The 16,646-nt window shown below is 40.0% G+C and carries 17 protein-coding genes; 14 read left to right on the top strand and 3 right to left on the bottom strand.

Features of this window, described 5'->3' with window-relative positions; genetic code table 11:
* The first annotated feature begins 10 nt into the window (after positions 1-10).
* The 6 genes from TZ94_RS03315 to manA all read left to right on the top strand — a co-directional run bounded on the left by TZ94_RS03315 (position 11) and on the right by manA (position 6,943).
* Positions 11-382: a cupredoxin domain-containing protein gene (locus TZ94_RS03315; RefSeq protein ID WP_045614092.1), complete on the top strand. Its 372-nt coding sequence runs from the start codon at positions 11-13 to the stop codon at positions 380-382.
* A 9-nt stretch (positions 383-391) separates the two neighbouring features.
* Complete coding sequence (locus TZ94_RS03310) at positions 392-2,614, top strand: heavy metal translocating P-type ATPase (protein WP_045614089.1); 2,223 nt, start codon at positions 392-394, stop codon at positions 2,612-2,614.
* Between the two features lie 323 nt (positions 2,615-2,937).
* A complete protein-coding gene (gene spxB / locus TZ94_RS03305) occupies positions 2,938-4,713 on the top strand; it encodes a pyruvate oxidase (RefSeq protein ID WP_045614086.1) in 1,776 nt (591 codons plus the stop codon).
* A gap of 59 nt (positions 4,714-4,772) precedes the next feature.
* Positions 4,773-5,120 (top strand): VOC family protein, encoded by a 348-nt coding sequence (locus TZ94_RS03300; protein WP_004252348.1) that lies wholly within the window; start codon positions 4,773-4,775, stop codon positions 5,118-5,120.
* A gap of 149 nt (positions 5,121-5,269) precedes the next feature.
* Entirely contained in the window at positions 5,270-5,848 is a 579-nt protein-coding gene (locus TZ94_RS03295) for a DUF3592 domain-containing protein (protein WP_045614083.1), read from the top strand.
* Between the two features lie 150 nt (positions 5,849-5,998).
* Positions 5,999-6,943 carry a mannose-6-phosphate isomerase, class I gene (gene manA, locus TZ94_RS03290; protein WP_045614080.1) on the top strand — a complete coding sequence of 315 codons (945 nt, stop codon included), beginning with the start codon at positions 5,999-6,001 and terminating at the stop codon, positions 6,941-6,943.
* A gap of 42 nt (positions 6,944-6,985) precedes the next feature.
* Here manA and TZ94_RS03285 read toward each other — a convergent pair whose 3' ends face one another.
* Positions 6,986-8,326, bottom strand: a complete 1,341-nt coding sequence (locus TZ94_RS03285; RefSeq protein WP_045614076.1) for a sodium-dependent transporter — start codon at positions 8,324-8,326, stop codon at positions 6,986-6,988.
* A 230-nt stretch (positions 8,327-8,556) separates the two neighbouring features.
* Between TZ94_RS03285 and TZ94_RS03280 the strand changes: the two genes are divergently transcribed.
* Positions 8,557-9,297 (top strand): MerR family transcriptional regulator, encoded by a 741-nt coding sequence (locus TZ94_RS03280; RefSeq protein WP_045614074.1) that lies wholly within the window; start codon positions 8,557-8,559, stop codon positions 9,295-9,297.
* Positions 9,298-9,338: 41 nt separating this feature from the next.
* Here TZ94_RS03280 and TZ94_RS03275 read toward each other — a convergent pair whose 3' ends face one another.
* Together TZ94_RS03275 and TZ94_RS03270 are read right to left on the bottom strand one after the other, a co-directional pair.
* On the bottom strand, positions 9,339-10,514 hold the full coding sequence (locus TZ94_RS03275; protein WP_045614071.1) for an NAD(P)/FAD-dependent oxidoreductase: 1,176 nt from the start codon (positions 10,512-10,514) through the stop codon (positions 9,339-9,341).
* Positions 10,515-10,570: 56 nt separating this feature from the next.
* Positions 10,571-11,416 carry a DegV family protein gene (locus TZ94_RS03270; protein ID WP_045614069.1) on the bottom strand — a complete coding sequence of 282 codons (846 nt, stop codon included), beginning with the start codon at positions 11,414-11,416 and terminating at the stop codon, positions 10,571-10,573.
* A gap of 124 nt (positions 11,417-11,540) precedes the next feature.
* Between TZ94_RS03270 and TZ94_RS03265 the strand changes: the two genes are divergently transcribed.
* The 7 genes from TZ94_RS03265 to TZ94_RS03235 all read left to right on the top strand — a co-directional run bounded on the left by TZ94_RS03265 (position 11,541) and on the right by TZ94_RS03235 (position 16,644).
* Positions 11,541-12,098: a TetR/AcrR family transcriptional regulator gene (locus TZ94_RS03265; RefSeq protein ID WP_004252362.1), complete on the top strand. Its 558-nt coding sequence runs from the start codon at positions 11,541-11,543 to the stop codon at positions 12,096-12,098.
* Between the two features lie 18 nt (positions 12,099-12,116).
* Positions 12,117-12,584 (top strand): deoxycytidylate deaminase, encoded by a 468-nt coding sequence (locus TZ94_RS03260; RefSeq protein WP_045614065.1) that lies wholly within the window; start codon positions 12,117-12,119, stop codon positions 12,582-12,584.
* Positions 12,585-12,673: 89 nt separating this feature from the next.
* Positions 12,674-13,303, top strand: a complete 630-nt coding sequence (gene upp / locus TZ94_RS03255) for a uracil phosphoribosyltransferase (protein WP_006150334.1) — start codon at positions 12,674-12,676, stop codon at positions 13,301-13,303.
* A gap of 171 nt (positions 13,304-13,474) precedes the next feature.
* On the top strand, positions 13,475-14,065 hold the full coding sequence (clpP, locus tag TZ94_RS03250; protein WP_006148124.1) for an ATP-dependent Clp protease proteolytic subunit ClpP: 591 nt from the start codon (positions 13,475-13,477) through the stop codon (positions 14,063-14,065).
* Between the two features lie 75 nt (positions 14,066-14,140).
* Positions 14,141-14,410: a YlbG family protein gene (locus TZ94_RS03245; protein WP_004252368.1), complete on the top strand. Its 270-nt coding sequence runs from the start codon at positions 14,141-14,143 to the stop codon at positions 14,408-14,410.
* 87 nt (positions 14,411-14,497) lie between these two features.
* On the top strand, positions 14,498-15,658 hold the full coding sequence (locus tag TZ94_RS03240; protein ID WP_045614062.1) for an ABC transporter substrate-binding protein: 1,161 nt from the start codon (positions 14,498-14,500) through the stop codon (positions 15,656-15,658).
* A 116-nt stretch (positions 15,659-15,774) separates the two neighbouring features.
* Positions 15,775-16,644 (top strand): branched-chain amino acid ABC transporter permease, encoded by an 870-nt coding sequence (locus TZ94_RS03235; protein ID WP_045614058.1) that lies wholly within the window; start codon positions 15,775-15,777, stop codon positions 16,642-16,644.
* Positions 16,645-16,646 lie beyond the last annotated feature (2 nt).

Here is a 16,646-nt window from a genome sequence, read left to right as displayed (position 1 = left end):
AGGAGACGCTATGTTAAATCTATTTGTATCTATTATTGTTCTAGGATTGATTGCTTTTATCCTCTTTTGGTTTTTCAAAAAACCGAAAGAAGATGCTAAGAGAGCTCAACAAAAGAATGGCTATCAAGAAATTCGAGTGGAAGTCATGGGGGGATACACTCCAGGAACTATTATCCTCAAAAAATCGCAACCAGCTCGTATTATTTTTGATCGAAAAGATCCTTCACCTTGCTTGGACCAAATCGTTTTCCCAGACTTTGGTGTGCATGCTGATCTGCCTATGGGAGACCAATATGTGGTTGAAATCACTCCTGAAGAAGCAGGTGAGTATGGTTTCTCTTGTGGCATGAATATGATGCACGGTAAGATGATTGTAGAATAGGAGAATGATATGACTGAAATTGTAAAAGCAAGTCTTGAAAATGGTGTTCAAAAAATCCGTATCACGGCAGACAAAGGCTACCATCCAGCCCATATTCAACTACAAAAAGGAGTTCCTGCTGAGATCACCTTTCATCGTGTGACACCTTCAAACTGTTATAAAGAGATTCTCTTCGAAGAAGAAGGAATCCTAGAACCAATCGCTCAAGATGAGGAAAAAGTCATTCGTTTTACTCCTCAAGACTTGGGTGAGCATGAATTTTCATGCGGCATGAGGATGCAAAAGGGGACATACACCGTTGTTGAAAAAACTAAAAAGTCTCTCAGTCTTTTACAGCGTTTTTGGATTACTAGTATCTTTACTGTGCCTCTTGTGATTCTCATGATTGGGATGTCTACAGGAGGAATTAGTCACCAAGTCATGCGTTGGGGCACCTTTTTAGCCACAACACCAATTATGCTGGTAGCTGGAGTTCCATATATCAGAAGCGCCTGGGCTAGTTTTAAAAAGCACAATTCCAACATGGATACCTTGGTTGCTCTGGGAACCCTAGTGGCCTATTTCTATAGCTTAGTTGCCCTCTTCACTGGTCTGCCCGTTTACTTTGAAAGTGCTGCATTTATCCTCTTCTTCATTCTTTTGGGAGCAGTTTTTGAGGAAAAAATGCGAAAAAATACTTCGCAGGCAGTCGAAAAATTATTAGACCTACAAGCAAAAACAGCAGAGGTTTTGCGTGATGATGTTTATGTTCAAATACCTCTAGAACAAGTCAAAGTTGGGGATCTCATTCGCGTTCGACCAGGTGAAAAAATTGCCGTTGATGGGACTGTGTTAGAAGGTGAAACGAGTATTGATGAATCAATGGTGACTGGGGAAAGTATTCCAGTCGATAAATCAGTTGGAGATGCTGTCATTGGTTCAACCATCAATAATAGTGGTACAATCATCTTTAGAGCTGAAAAAGTGGGCTCTGAGACTATGTTGGCTCAGATTGTAGACTTTGTGAAGAAAGCGCAAACGAGTCGTGCTCCTATTCAAGATTTGACCGACAAGATTTCAGGGATTTTTGTACCAGCAGTTGTCATTTTAGGACTTCTTACTTTTTGGATCTGGTTTGTTTTCCTAGGAGAAAGCTTTGTGACGTCACTTCTCTACGGAGTTGCTGTTTTGATTATTGCCTGTCCTTGTGCACTAGGACTTGCGACACCGACAGCACTCATGGTTGGAACAGGACGAAGTGCCAAGATGGGGATTCTTCTCAAAAATGGTACAGTTTTACAGGAAATCCAAAAAGTCCAAACGGTTGTTTTTGATAAGACAGGAACCTTGACCGAAGGGAAGCCAGTAGTGACAGATGTTATTGGTGATGAAAGAGAAGTGCTAAGTTTGGCTGCTTCACTGGAAGATGTATCTCAACACCCGCTAGCTCAAGCTATTGTTAATCGTGCATCTGAACTAGGAATTAGCCTTTACCCAGTGGAAAACTTCCAAGCCTTGCATGGAAAAGGTGTGACTGGGATTATTAATGGTAAACAAGTCTTGCTGGGGAATGCCAAACTCTTAGATGATCTTGCTATTCCACATGATTATCAAGAACGATTTGATTTGCTTGAGAAAGAAGCAAAAACAGTTGTCTTCCTATCCGTAGATGGTCAGTTAAAAGGCTTAATTGCCTTGCAGGATGTCCCTAAGGAAAATGCTCGAGAAGCTATTGCCAAATTGAAAAAACGTGGCCTTAGAACGGTCATGCTTACTGGAGATAATGCTGGAGTAGCCCATGCGATTGCAGAGCAAATTGGGATAGAAGAAGTGATTGCAAATGTCTTGCCAGAGGAAAAGGCACATGAAATTCACAAACTTCAAAAGAATGGCAAATTGGCCTTTGTTGGAGATGGTATCAATGATGCGCCGGCCCTCAGTGTAGCCGATGTCGGAATTGCCATGGGCTCTGGGACAGATATTGCCATTGAATCAGCAGATCTTGTCCTTACAACCAATAATTTACTAGGGTTGGCACGTGCTTTTGATATGAGTAAGAAGACCTTTAATCGTATTCTACTCAATCTTTTCTGGGCTTCTATCTATAACCTCATTGGTATTCCGATTGCAGCAGGAGTCTTTTCAGGACTTGGTTTAGTGCTCAATCCAGAACTTGCAGGATTGGCCATGGCCTTTAGTTCAGTTTCTGTTCTAATCAGCTCTCTTATGCTTAATTTTACTAAAGTCGATTAATACTCTTCGAAAATCAAATTCAAACCACGTCAGCTTCACCTTGCCGTACCCAAGTACAGCCTGCGGCTAGCTTCCTAGTTTGCTCTTTTATTTTCATTGAGTATAAAAAGGCGGTCTTAACCGCTTTTTTCTATTCTAAAACAGATTTTCAAAACGCTTCCAAACTGTACTGTAATAGAGAATGAAAGTTTCTGAGCATATACTTAGAAATCTAAAATCAAATGTGATAAATTAGGATTGTAAATTTACTGAATCGTTTTCAAATAACATATAAAAGCGTTTTTTGTAAATATATGAAATTATTTTGAAGGAGAGTTATCATTATGACTCAAGGGAAAATTACTGCATCTGCAGCAATGCTCAACGTATTGAAAACATGGGGCGTAGATACTATCTACGGTATCCCATCAGGAACACTCAGCTCACTTATGGACGCTTTGGCTGAAGACAAAGATATCCGTTTCTTGCAAGTTCGCCACGAAGAAACAGGTGCTCTTGCAGCGGTTATGCAAGCTAAATTTGGCGGATCTATCGGTGTTGCAGTTGGTTCAGGTGGACCTGGTGCGACTCACTTGATCAACGGTGTTTACGATGCAGCTATGGATAACACTCCATTCCTTGCTATCCTTGGATCACGTCCAGTTAACGAATTGAACATGGATGCCTTCCAAGAGCTTAACCAAAACCCAATGTACAACGGTATCGCTGTTTACAACAAACGTGTAGCTTACGCAGAGCAATTGCCAAAAGTTATTGACGAAGCTTGCCGTGCTGCCGTTTCTAAAAAAGGTCCAGCTGTCGTTGAAATTCCAGTAAACTTTGGTTTCCAAGAAATCGACGAAAACTCATACTACGGTTCAGGTTCATACGAGCGTTCATTCATCGCTCCTGCTTTGAACGAAGTTGAAATCGACAAAGCTGTTGAAATTTTGAACAACGCTGAACGTCCAGTTATCTACGCTGGTTACGGTGGTGTTAAAGCTGGTGAAGTAATCACTGAATTGTCACGTAAAATCAAAGCACCAATCATCACAACTGGTAAAAACTTCGAAGCGTTCGAATGGAACTACGAAGGTTTGACAGGTTCTGCTTACCGTGTTGGTTGGAAACCAGCCAACGAAGTGGTCTTTGAAGCAGACACAGTTCTTTTCCTTGGTTCAAACTTCCCATTTGCTGAAGTTTACCAAGCATTCAAAAACACTGAAAAATTCATCCAAGTGGATATCGACCCTTACAAACTTGGTAAACGTCACGCTCTTGACGCTTCTATCCTTGGTGATGCAGGTCAAGCAGCTAAAGCTATCCTTGATAAAGTAAACCCAGTTGAGTCTACTCCATGGTGGCGTGCAAACGTTAAGAACAACCAAAACTGGCGTGATTACATGAACAAACTCGAAGGTAAAACTGAGGGTGAATTGCAATTGTACCAAGTCTACAATGCAATCAACAAACATGCTGATCAAGACGCTATCTACTCAATCGACGTAGGTGACACTACTCAAACATCTACTCGTCACCTTCACATGACACCTAAGAACATGTGGCGTACATCTCCACTCTTTGCGACAATGGGTATTGCCCTTCCTGGTGGTATCGCTGCTAAGAAAGACAATCCAGATCGCCAAGTATGGAACATCATGGGTGACGGTGCATTCAACATGTGCTACCCAGACGTTATCACAAACGTTCAATACGACCTTCCAGTTATCAACGTTGTCTTCTCAAATGGTAAATATGCCTTCATCAAGGACAAATACGAAGACACAAACAAACACTTGTTTGGTTGTGACTTCCCTAATGCTGACTATGCGAAAATCGCTGAAGCGCAAGGTGCTGTAGGATTTACAGTTGACCGTATCGAAGACATCGATGCAGTTGTTGCAGAAGCTGTTAAATTGAACAAAGAAGGTAAAACTGTTGTTATCGATGCTCACATCACTCCACATCGTCCACTTCCAGTAGAAGTACTTGAGTTGGATCCAAAACAACACTCAGAAGAAGCAATCAAAGCCTTCAAGGAAAAATACGAAGCTGAAGAGCTTGTACCATTCCGCCTCTTCTTAGAAGAAGAAGGATTGCAATCACGAGCAATTAAATAATTCCTCTCGTGGAACTTAAAAAAATCGGAGCAATCCGGTCTTTTTGTGGAGGACAGTAAATGAATTTAAATCAATTAGATATTATCGTGTCAGATGTTCCCCAAGTCTGTGCTGAATTAGAGAGTATCTTGGATAAAAAGGCGGACTATGTTGATAACAGTTTTGCTCAGTTCACGATTGGCAGTCACTGTCTCATGTTATCCCAAAATCATTTGATTCCTTTGGAAAATTTTCAGTCAGGAATCATTCTACACATTGAGGTTGAGGATGTCGACCAGAACCAGAAGCGGTTAAAAGAGATTGGTATCGAGATTTTACACGGTCCTTGTGAAACGGATTGGGGAACAGAATCCCTGTTAGTTAAAGGCCCTGCTGGTCTAGTCATTGATTTTTATCGTATGAAATAGGATGCCTAGTCATTTGAAGTTAACCTTAATGATTCTTAAAACAGAATATGAGAATATGAACTATTAAAAGATCGGAGCAATCCGGTCTTTTTCTTTTTATGTATTTTCTGTTAAAATAGATGCATCATGATATTTTAAGGAGAAAAAAGATGCCAACAACTTTCTTTCTATTATTTGGCTTAATGTCGTTAGGCTTTGCTGCCTTCACCTATTTCATGTTCGACATTTTTATCTTTAGTAATTACAGAAATGCCAAGAGATGCACTGAAAGAACGGAAGGAGTTGTTATCCGATATTCCTATGCTCTTTATAACGGAATTAGCCTGCCAGTTGTCGTGTACACTGTTGATGGGAACCGATACAAGGTTTTAGGTCCGAAATTTCTATATGCGATTTCAAATACAATCAGTACTCCCTTAGGTTCAATCGTATCTGATGTCAAAATGGATAATTTTGAAGATGGGGAAATTCCTCAGGTTTTAAGATATAAAATTTATAGGAACAGTTTCATCTCTTTAACCAAATCACCTTTAGAAGAGTATTTCCCAGTGGGTAGTAAGGTTGCTGTTTATTATGACCCTAAAAAACCAAAACATTCCTACGTAGAAAGACCTTTAAAACCAGGTCGTTATGCATGGCTGACTAAATGTTTAGCTTATTTCCTCGTTTTTCTGATAGTTGCTCTAGCTTTCTTTATAGTGTTCATTCTTCCAAATCTTGTGAACTAATAGTTTCTTGTAGATTTTTTAAAAGTATGAAATCCATATCGTTACTATTTTTATAAAATCTTCTCCCTACTTTATAAGATATGAAAAAGAGTTCAACTGGAACTCTTTTTTTGCTATAATGAAGGGAGAAAAATCAGACAGGAGATCAAGATGTCAGAACCGTTATTTTTAAATTCTGTAATGCAAGAAAAAATCTGGGGTGGGACTAAACTACGTGATGAGTTTGGTTACGACATTCCAAATGACAAGATTGGTGAGTATTGGGCGATCTCAGCTCATCCAAATGGAGTGTCTAAGGTAGCCAATGGGCGCTATGAAGGAACAGACCTCGCTACTTTGTATGCAGAACACCGTGAGTTGTTTGGCAACCGTCCTGAGCCTGTATTTCCGCTCTTGACCAAAATCCTTGATGCCAATGACTGGCTCAGTGTTCAAGTTCACCCAGATGATGCTTATGGACTAGAGCATGAAGGCGAACTTGGAAAGACAGAGTGCTGGTATATCATCGCTGCAGATGAAGGTTCAGAGATTATTTACGGCCACAATGCTAAGTCTAAAGAAGAACTCCGCCAGCAAATCGAAGACAAAAACTGGGATGCCTTGCTGACAAAGGTTCCTGTTAAGGCTGGAGATTTCTTCTATGTACCAAGTGGGACCATGCATGCTATCGGTGCAGGTATCTTAATCCTTGAAACGCAACAGTCTAGTGATACCACCTACCGAGTTTATGACTTTGACCGTAAGGATGATAATGGCAACTTGCGTGAACTTCACCTCGAAAAATCAATCGATGTTTTGAATATTGGTGAGCCTGCAAATAGCCGTCCTGTGACTGTCAAAGCAGATGATTTGCGTTCAACTTTACTTGTCTCTAATGATTTCTTTGCTGTCTACAAGTGGGAAATTACTGGAAAAGTTGACTTTGAGAAGACGGCTGATTACAGCTTGTTGAGTGTCTTGGCTGGTCAAGGGAAACTGACTGTAGACGGAAAAGACTATCCAATCCAAAAAGGTAGTCACTTTATCTTACCAAGTGATGTTGAAGCTTGGACCTTGGAAGGGCAAGGTCTAGAATTGATTGTTAGCCATCCATAAAAAGAAAAGACTTGAGAGATATTCTCAAGTCCTTTTTTGTATTTACATAAATTGGGCGATAAAGACCACGATGATGATAATTGGAATGATGAAACGAAGAAGGAAAAGCCAGACTTGGAAAAGTCCTTGTTTCCAAGGTGTTTCATCAAGATGAAGTTCCTCCATTGCCAGTGTTTTCTTGAAAATATAGCCTGTAAAAAGAGACAAGCAGAGAGCACCGAAAGGCATGAGGAGGTTGGAAACCAAGAAATCCATGGCGTCAAAGAAGATCTTCCCAAAGATATGGACATCAGCCATCACACCATAGGATAGGGCTGAAGGGATACCAAAGACAAAAGTCAAGATTCCTAAAATCATACTCCACTTAGCACGCTTACGATTGTCTTGGTTGGTGATATTTCCAACGTTGATCTCAAGCATAACGACTGAGGAAGTTATCGTCGCAAAGAGGAAAAGCAAGAGAAAGAGAATATAGAAAATAGTACCAAAAGGCATATTGTCAAAGAGTTGCGGCAAAACAATAAAGAGGAGACTTGGTCCACCTTCAGATTGGATATTAAAGGCTGACATCGCAGGGAAAATCGCAAGTCCCGCCATGATAGAAACTGAGATGTTCAAGGCTACGATAGACATTCCTGATTGGACCAGATTGGTCTTCTTGTCGAGGTAGGAAGCGTAGGTCAGCATGGCTGTAACTCCAAGGGATAGAGCAAAGAAAGATTGACCTAGTGCATAGAGAAGTCCAGCACTTGTTAGTTTTGAAAAGTCCGGTTTGAGGAAGTAAACGACACCTTCCATAGCATTTGGCAAGCTAAGAGAGCGCCCGATAATAATGACAAAGATGATAAAAAGTAGGGGCATCATAACCTTAGATGCTCTTTCAATCCCTTTTTGAACGCCGTGTGATACGATGAAAATATTCAAGAAGATAAAGGCTGCTTGAGCTCCTAAAGCAATAACTGGATTAGAAATGATGGAAGAGAATTGCTGGGCATAATCTCCATTTCCGATTAGGTGGAATAATCTTCCAATCTCGATACCAAGGTATACCAGAATCCAACCCCCAATGACACTATAAAATGAGAGAAGGATGAAAAGAGCAAAGGCACCAATCCAACCAATAAAGTTGTACTTTTGATTGTTTCCAAGCTTGCCAAAGGTTTTGATTGCTGACACGCCAGCGCTTCGACCAAGGGCAAACTCAGCCAGTAGAAGAGGGAAACCAATTAAAATTGTCGAGATAAGAAAGACCAGTAAAAATCCACCACCACCATTAGCAGCACTCATGTAAGGGAACTTCCAAACAGCTCCAAGACCAATAGCAGAACCAGCAGATGCAAGGATGAAGCCCAGTTTTGATCCCCATTGCGATTTTTCAGACATCGTTAAAACTCCGATCTATTTCTAAATAAGAAAAGGCTACTTGAGTTATCAAATAGCATTCTCTCAATGGCTCTTTATGAGACTTCTGTTTGATTGATAGACTTGATTATCCTATCATGTTTTCTGAAGCCTGTCAAGAAAGCGATTTTCAAGTTTTCATAAAAAATATGATAAAATACTTGACTCTACCCTAAGGTAAGGGGATATACTATTCATGTGAGGAGGAAATCATGTACCATATCAAAGAAGCTGCGCAACTTTCAGGTGTCTCCGTCAAGACCCTCTACCATTATGATAAGATAGGACTCTTGGTCCCCTTAAAGTCAGAAAATGGCTATCGAACCTATAGTCAAGAGGATTTAGAACGACTTCAGGTTATCCTCTATTACAAGTATCTAGGCTTTTCTTTAGAAAAAATAGCAGAGCTATTGAAGGAAGAAAAGACGGACTTGTTACCACATTTGGCAAGACAGTTGGATTACCTAACTCGAGAAAGGCAACATCTAGATACCTTGATTTCTACCTTGCAAAAAACCATTCAAGATCAAAAAGGAGAAAGAAAAATGACTATTGAGGAAAAATTCACTGGATTTAGCTATCAAGACAATCAAAAATATCACCAAGAGGCAGTAGAGAAATATGGCCAAGAAGTCATGGACCAGGCTCTCGAACGTCAAACTGGTAGAGAAGATGAGGCTACGGAAACCTTCAACCAAGTCTTTCAAGCCCTGGCTCAAAATTTCAAAGATGGACTACCTACAACAGCAACCGAAAATCAAGAAGAAGCCGCTAAACTCTTGCAAGCCATCCGTACTTATGGATTCGACTGCTCTATTGAGGTATTCGGCCATATCGGTAAAGGCTATGTCTATAACCCAGAGTTTAAGGAAAATATTGATAAATTTGGACCTGGAACAGCTCAATACACTTCAGATGTTATTGCCCACTATGTTCGAACTCAGACAAAATAAAAATCGGCGGAGGTTTCTCTGCCGATTTCTTACTTTAAAGTTTAATCAAAATGCAAGCTTCCTGCCACCCATCCGGTACAGAGGGCAGAAGTAATGTTAAACCCACCCGTATGGGCATTGATATCCAGCACCTCCCCTGCAAAGTGAAGACCAGGTACCAGTTTACTTTCCAGAGTTTTGGGATTGATTTCTTTGAGACTAACGCCACCTTTAGTTACAAATGACTTGGCAAGGGACATCTTTCCAGTCACAGGAATCTTGAGGGACTTGATAGATTGGAGAAGTTGCTCTCGCTCTTTTTCAGTTAGTTGTTTGACTTTTTCTGGGTATCCTTGCGAGAAGAAATCAGCCAAGCGTTCTGGCAATAAAGATTTCAATGCATTTTTCAGGGATTTTTCACGATTTTCTTCTAGAAAGTTTACTAAGTAACTTTCAGAAAGTTGCGGCAAGACATCTAAAGAGAGGATTTCTCCACCCTTGACAAAACTAGACATACGAAGAGCAGCGGGACCTGATAAACCAAAGTGAGTAAAGAGGAGGTCATGGGTAATAACATGCTTGCCATAGCTTAGAGTCACATCATCCAGTGAAATCCCCTGCAAGGCTTTATGTGGGAAATCCGTCAATAATGGACTCTCGGCTGCCTCAAGCTCGGTAATAGTGTGTTTGAAGTGGCGAGCGATATCGTGGCCAAAACCAGTCGAACCAGTGGAAGGATAGGACTTGCCACCTGTTGTGACAATGAGTTTATCACAAGTGAAAGTCTGGTCTGCTGACTTGAGGACAAACTGGTCGTCTATCTTTTTAACAGAAACAATCTCTGTTTGAGTCATGACTTGTCCGCCCAATTCAGAGATTTTCTTTTCTAAAGCTTCGATAATAGTCCGAGATTTGTCGCTAGCAGGAAAGACACGCCCGTGATCCTCTACCTTTAGTTTGACGCCATTTTCCGTAAAAAAGTTGATAATATCATGGTTATCAAACTGGGAGAAGACGCTGTAAAGAAAGCGCCCATTTCCAGGAATGCCAGCTAGTAGGTCATCCAGGGTTCCGTTGTTAGTGACGTTGCAACGACCACCACCAGTACCAGCTAATTTTTTTCCAAGTTTTCTATTTTTTTCGATGAGAAGTGTTTTCTGCCCGTAAAAGCTACTGGAAATAGTAGCCATCATTCCAGCAGGACCACCTCCGATGACAATCGTATCAAAATGTTTCATAAAAGTATTGTACCATAAAAAAACAAGAGATGATAAGTCATCCCTTGTTAGATTGATTAACCAATTTCATATCCCATAAGAAGTCCGCCTTCTTCTGCATAAAAACTGCAAAGCCCAGAAGTAGGGATAATTTTAATATTAGCTTGCGGGTACTTTTCTCGCAAGAGTTCTGAGAGTTGTTGGCAGAATTTTTCATTGCTACGATGAGCCATGACGATACGCCCACCAGCATAGCCGGCTTTGATCAACTCTTCATAAGTAGCCTGAAGGGACTTTTTAGTACCACGAGCCTTTTGAAGCAGTTCCAAGGTTCCAGTTTCACTTGCTTCCCCAACCATACGAATATTGAGGAGCCCGACAACTGTACCAATAAGCTTACTCAAGCGACCGTTTTTAACCAGGTTATCAACCTTAGCAAGAACGAACAACAACTTCGTTTTTTCTTGGTAAGTAGTAATAACTTCAACCACCTCTTCAAATGAAAGTCCTTGGTGAATCAAGTCATTGATTTTCTCAACAATTAAGTCAACCTCTCCACCAGCAGACAAACTATCAATAACGTGAATCTGAGTATCAGGGTGTTCTTCGAGATAGATATTCTTAGCTAATTGAGCACTATTGTGGCTACCAGAGAGAGTTCCAGTGATAGTCACTACAAAAATATGTTTGGCACCTTGGAATGCTCGTAAGTAATCATCAGGACTAGGGCAGGCTGATTTTGAAGCTTCAGAAGTCGCATACATAGTTTCCATCATCTGATCGATATCCAGATTGGCATCATCGACAAAGACTTGATCTGCCACCTGAATCTTTAAGGGGACACTGACAAATTCAGTATCAAAAGCAGTGTTTTCCAGTTGGCGATAATCACAACCAGAGTCAGCTACAATCTTCCAAGTCATAGAAATTCTCCATCTTTATCACTTATACATTGACAAAGGTTCTGTCTTTTTTTACAATTATATCATGAAAGCCCTTGAAACAAAAGTAGTACCTCTCTGTTGTCACAAGTAGAAAGAAATTGTTATGTCTGAACGTAAAATATCTGAAAAATCGCTTGAAAATCTTAGAAAATCCAATCAAGAATCTAATTTGCTAACCAGAGAAGCGATTGAAACAGCTCTTTTGCAACTCTTGGAGAAAAAGGAGTTGGCTAAGATTAGCATTTCTGAGTTAGTCAAGCGTGCTGGCGTTTCTCGTGCAGCTTTTTATCGAAACTATGATTCAAAAGAAGAGATTTTAGAAAGTGTCTTTAAACGTAGCGTCCATAACATCATGGAGCAATTGAGTCATTACGATGTTAAAACGGATCTCTATCTGGTTTGGGTTCATCTTTTTCGAGAAGCCAAGAAAGAAGCCAAGGTTATTCAGCTTGCCCTGGACTATCACCTGGAAAAAATCTTTGTGCAAGCTATGCAGGAATTTTTGGAAAAATATTATGGAAAATCAAAGGGTGTAAGCAGTTATCTGCATTCTTTTTGGAGTTCTGCCATCGTATCCGTTTTGCTAAAATGGATCAAGGATGGAATGAAGGTTCCTGCTGAGAAAATTGCAGATTTACGTTTGCCATTTTTCAAAAAATAAGTTAAGAGGAGAAAAACTATGACAGAAAAAAGACTGGCTTGGGATGAGTATTTCGCTGCTCAAGCTCTATTGATTGCCAATCGTTCAACCTGTAAACGTGCTAAGGTAGGAGCCGTTTTAGTTAAGGATAACAAGGTTGTTTCAACAGGCTATAATGGCTCTGTATCAGGAACAGAACATTGTATTGACCACGACTGTCTGGTGATAGAGGGCCACTGTGTCCGCACTCTTCATGCAGAGGTAAATGCTATTTTACAAGGGGCAGAGCGTGGCGTTCCAAAGGGCTTTACAGCCTACGTTACTCATTTCCCATGTCTCAACTGTACCAAGCAACTCCTTCAAGTAGGTTGCGAGCGTGTTGTTTATATCAACCAATACCGCATGGATGACTATGCTCAACATCTTTATCGCGAAAAAGGAACAGAGTTAACCCATTTACCACTTGAAACAGTACAAGCAGCTCTCCACGAGGCTCACCTAATCTAGAAATTGTAAAAAAATAAATGGTTTAGAAAGCTTTTTAAGCCATTTTTTGATATAATAAGAAGAATAAATTGAAAGAAGGAATTCTTAAAATGGGAAAACTTGAAGTTATTAATCATCCACTGATTCAACACAAATTGTCAATCTTGCGTCGTACTGACACTTCTACAAAAGCTTTTCGTGAGTTAGTTAACGAGATTGCAATGTTGATGGGATATGAAGTACTTCGTGATCTTCCGCTTGAAGACGTTGAAATCGAAACACCTATCACAAAAACAGTTCAAAAACAATTGGCTGGTAAAAAATTAGCGATTGTTCCAATCTTACGTGCAGGTATCGGGATGGTAGATGGACTATTAAGCTTGGTTCCAGCGGCAAAAGTTGGGCACATCGGTATGTACCGTGATGAAGAAACCCTTCAACCAGTAGAATACTTAGTAAAATTACCTGAAGATATCGACCAACGTCAAATCTTTGTGGTTGACCCTATGCTTGCAACTGGTGGTTCAGCAATCTTGGCTGTTGATTCCCTTAAAAAACGTGGGGCTTCAAACATCAAGTTTGTCTGCCTAGTATCTGCTCCTGAAGGAGTAAAAGCTCTTCAAGAAGCTCACCCAGATGTAGAAATCTTTACTGCAGCTTTAGATGAACGTTTGAACGAACATGGCTATATTGTTCCAGGTCTTGGTGACGCAGGAGACCGCTTGTTCGGTACAAAATAAGATTCTAAGCATACATTAAAACTGTTCATTGGTTTTAGTCTCGAAAGGAGGTTGAATTTTTGTGTCTGTCTTTAGAATGGAGCAAAAATTTGACCTTTTTTGACCAAAAAGATATAATAATCCTGTACCGAGTCGTTTGACTAAAAAATATAGAAATCAAAGGAGAAATGAATGATTCCTGTAGTTATTGAACAAACAAGTCGTGGAGAACGTTCTTATGACATTTACTCACGTCTTTTAAAAGATCGTATCATCATGTTGACTGGACCAGTCGAAGACAATATGGCGAACTCAGTCATCGCTCAATTGCTTTTCTTGGATGCCCAAGATAGTACAAAAGATATTTACCTTTATGTAAATACTCCTGGTGGTTCTGTATCAGCTGGTTTGGCAATCGTTGATACTATGAACTTTATTAAGGCAGATGTCCAAACTATCGTTATGGGGATGGCTGCTTCAATGGGAACAATTATTGCTTCAAGTGGAGCAAAAGGTAAACGTTTCATGCTTCCAAATGCAGAGTACATGATTCACCAACCAATGGGTGGTACAGGTGGTGGTACTCAGCAAACAGATATGGCTATCGCTGCTGAACACTTGCTAAAAACTCGTAAGACTTTGGAGCAAATTCTTGCAGATAACTCTGGTAAATCAGTTGAGCAAATTCATAAAGATGCTGAACGTGATTACTGGATGAGTGCTCAAGAAACTCTTGACTACGGTTTTATTGACGAAATTATGGCTAATAATTCTTTGAATTAAACTACTAAAGCAAGCTCGACTGAGCTTGTTTTTTTTGATATAATAGAAGGAAGATTGTTAGAAGGAAGTTGAATTATGTTTCAAAAAGAGAATCGGTCTGGTCTGATTATCTATTTATACTATAATCGCGATGCTAAAAAACTCGCAAATTATGGTGATATTTGTTACCACTCAAAAAAACATCGTTACCTACAACTTTATGTCCCAACAGAGGAAGTAGAAGAGCTGGTAAATCGTTTAGGAAAAGAGAAATTTATCAAGAAAGTGAGAGTTTGTCATATCCAAGAATTGGAAACTCCTTTCGTTGGGAACCTATATAAAACTAGCGAAAACGTTATCATTTAAAAAGTGAGAGAAACTTGTTGACAATTTTCTGATAATTCGGTATATTCTTAACATGTAATTTAAATTGAACATTAAAAGGAGATAAACATGAAGAAAAAATTTGCATTGTCACTTGTAGCTCTTGCAAGTACAGCTCTTTTAGCAGCTTGTGGGGAAGTGAAGTCAGGAGCTTCAAACACAACTGGTAATCCAATTGATGAAAAAGTTGTAAAAATTGGTTTCAACTTCGAAGAAACTGGTGCTGTAGCATCTTACGGTACTTCTGAGCAAAAGGGTGCTCAACTTGCAGTTGATGAAATCAACGCAGCAGGTGGTATCGATGGAAAACAAATCGAAGTAGTTGACAAAGATAACAAATCTGAAACTGCTGAAGCTGCTTCTGTTTCAACAAACCTTGTGACTCAATCTAAGGTAGCAGCTATCGTAGGACCTGCGACTTCAGGTGCAACTGCAGCAGCAGTAGCAAATGCTACACAAGCTGGAGTTCCATTGATTTCTCCAAGTGCTACGCAAGATGGTTTGACTAAAGGACAAGATTTCCTTTTCATCGGAACCTTCCAAGATAGTTTCCAAGGAAAAATCATCTCAAACTACGTTTCAAACAAATTGAACGCTAAGAAAGTGGTCTTGTATACAGATAACTCAAGTGACTACGCTAAAGGAATTGCAAAATCATTCCGTGATTCATTTACAGGTGAAATCGTAGCAGATGAAACATTTGTTTCAGGTGATACAGACTTCCAAGCAGCTTTGACAAAAATCAAAGACAAAGACTTTGACGCTATCGTGTTGCCAGGTTACTACACAGAAGCTGGTAAGATTGTAAACCAAGCTCGTGGTATGGGAATTGATAAACCAATCATCGGTGGTGATGGATTTAACGGTGCAGAATTTGTTCAACAAGCAACTGCTGAACGCGCATCAAATATCTACTTCATCTCAGGATTCTCAACTACTGTTGATGTTTCAGATAAAGCAAAAGCCTTCCTTGAAGCTTACCGTGCAAAATACAACGAAGATCCTTCAACATTTGCAGCTCTTGCTTATGACTCAGTTTACCTTGTAGCTAACGCAGCAAAAGGTGCAAAAACGTCAGTTGATCTCAAGAACAACCTTGCTAAAACACAAAACTTCGAAGGTGTTACAGGTCAAACAAGCTTTGATGCAGATCACAACACTGTGAAAACAGCCTTCATGATGACCATGAATAATGGTAAAGTAGAAGCGGCAGAAGTCGTAAAACCTTAATTTTATAGATATCGTAAATGGGGAATGAGCTTTTACTCACTCCCTGTTTCGGTGTTTATAAAGGGATTATTTTTTTATATAAATCCTAAGAAAAATAATTAGAAAGAGTGAACCATATGCTTCAACAACTTGTCAATGGTTTGATCCTAGGGAGTGTTTATGCGCTGCTAGCCTTGGGTTATACCATGGTTTATGGAATTATCAAACTCATTAACTTTGCCCACGGTGATATCTACATGATGGGTGCTTTCATGGGTTATTTCTTGATTAATTCCCTACAATTAAATTTCTTTTTAGCTTTAATTTTATCGATGATTGGTTCAGCCATTCTCGGTGTTATCATTGAGTTTCTAGCTTATCGTCCATTGCGTCATTCAACTCGTATCTCTGTACTGATTACAGCTATCGGGGTATCCTTCTTACTAGAGTATGGAATGGTCTATCTGGTGGGTGCCAATACACGTGCCTTCCCTCAAGCAATCCAAACTGTACGATACGACTTGGGACCAATTAGTCTAACAAATATTCAATTGTTGATTTTGACTGTCTCACTTGTTTTGATGGTTCTTCTACAACTCATCGTGCAAAAAACCAAGATGGGGAAAGCCATGCGTGCCGTTTCTGTAGATAGTGATGCTGCTCAGCTGATGGGGATTAACGTGAACCGTACAATCAGTTTTACCTTTGCATTGGGTTCAGCTCTAGCTGGTGCAGCGGGTGTCTTGATTGCACTTTACTATAACTCTCTTGAACCATTGATGGGAATGACTCCAGGTATTAAATCATTCGTGGCTGCCGTTCTAGGTGGTATCGGTATCATTCCTGGTGCAGCTCTTGGAGGTTTTGTAATCGGACTATTGGAAACTTTTGCAACAGCCTTCGGAATGTCAGATTTCCGTGATGCTATCGTGTACGGAATCTTGCTCTTAATCTTGATTGTTCGTCCAGCTGGTATCCTTGGTAAGAATGTGAAAGAGAAGGTGTAAAC

Origin of the sequence: Streptococcus infantis (assembly GCF_000960085.1) — a bacterium.
Classification (GTDB): Bacteria; Bacillota; Bacilli; order Lactobacillales; family Streptococcaceae; genus Streptococcus; species Streptococcus infantis_C.
This window is presented reverse-complemented; position numbering and strand designations above follow the sequence as displayed.

Bases quoted from the DNA above. Each gene is read 5' to 3' on its own strand.
- TZ94_RS03315 (WP_045614092.1), top strand. From the start codon at position 11: ATGTTAAATCTATTTGTATCTATTATTGTTCTAGGATTGATTGCTTTT.
- TZ94_RS03310 (WP_045614089.1), top strand. From the start codon at position 392: ATGACTGAAATTGTAAAAGCAAGTCTTGAAAATGGTGTTCAAAAAATC.
- spxB (WP_045614086.1), top strand. From the start codon at position 2,938: ATGACTCAAGGGAAAATTACTGCATCTGCAGCAATGCTCAACGTATTG.
- TZ94_RS03300 (WP_004252348.1), top strand. From the start codon at position 4,773: ATGAATTTAAATCAATTAGATATTATCGTGTCAGATGTTCCCCAAGTC.
- TZ94_RS03295 (WP_045614083.1), top strand. From the start codon at position 5,270: ATGCCAACAACTTTCTTTCTATTATTTGGCTTAATGTCGTTAGGCTTT.
- manA (WP_045614080.1), top strand. From the start codon at position 5,999: ATGTCAGAACCGTTATTTTTAAATTCTGTAATGCAAGAAAAAATCTGG.
- TZ94_RS03285 (WP_045614076.1), bottom strand. From the start codon at position 8,326: ATGTCTGAAAAATCGCAATGGGGATCAAAACTGGGCTTCATCCTTGCA.
- TZ94_RS03280 (WP_045614074.1), top strand. From the start codon at position 8,557: ATGTACCATATCAAAGAAGCTGCGCAACTTTCAGGTGTCTCCGTCAAG.
- TZ94_RS03275 (WP_045614071.1), bottom strand. From the start codon at position 10,514: ATGAAACATTTTGATACGATTGTCATCGGAGGTGGTCCTGCTGGAATG.
- TZ94_RS03270 (WP_045614069.1), bottom strand. From the start codon at position 11,416: ATGACTTGGAAGATTGTAGCTGACTCTGGTTGTGATTATCGCCAACTG.
- TZ94_RS03265 (WP_004252362.1), top strand. From the start codon at position 11,541: ATGTCTGAACGTAAAATATCTGAAAAATCGCTTGAAAATCTTAGAAAA.
- TZ94_RS03260 (WP_045614065.1), top strand. From the start codon at position 12,117: ATGACAGAAAAAAGACTGGCTTGGGATGAGTATTTCGCTGCTCAAGCT.
- upp (WP_006150334.1), top strand. From the start codon at position 12,674: ATGGGAAAACTTGAAGTTATTAATCATCCACTGATTCAACACAAATTG.
- clpP (WP_006148124.1), top strand. From the start codon at position 13,475: ATGATTCCTGTAGTTATTGAACAAACAAGTCGTGGAGAACGTTCTTAT.
- TZ94_RS03245 (WP_004252368.1), top strand. From the start codon at position 14,141: ATGTTTCAAAAAGAGAATCGGTCTGGTCTGATTATCTATTTATACTAT.
- TZ94_RS03240 (WP_045614062.1), top strand. From the start codon at position 14,498: ATGAAGAAAAAATTTGCATTGTCACTTGTAGCTCTTGCAAGTACAGCT.
- TZ94_RS03235 (WP_045614058.1), top strand. From the start codon at position 15,775: ATGCTTCAACAACTTGTCAATGGTTTGATCCTAGGGAGTGTTTATGCG.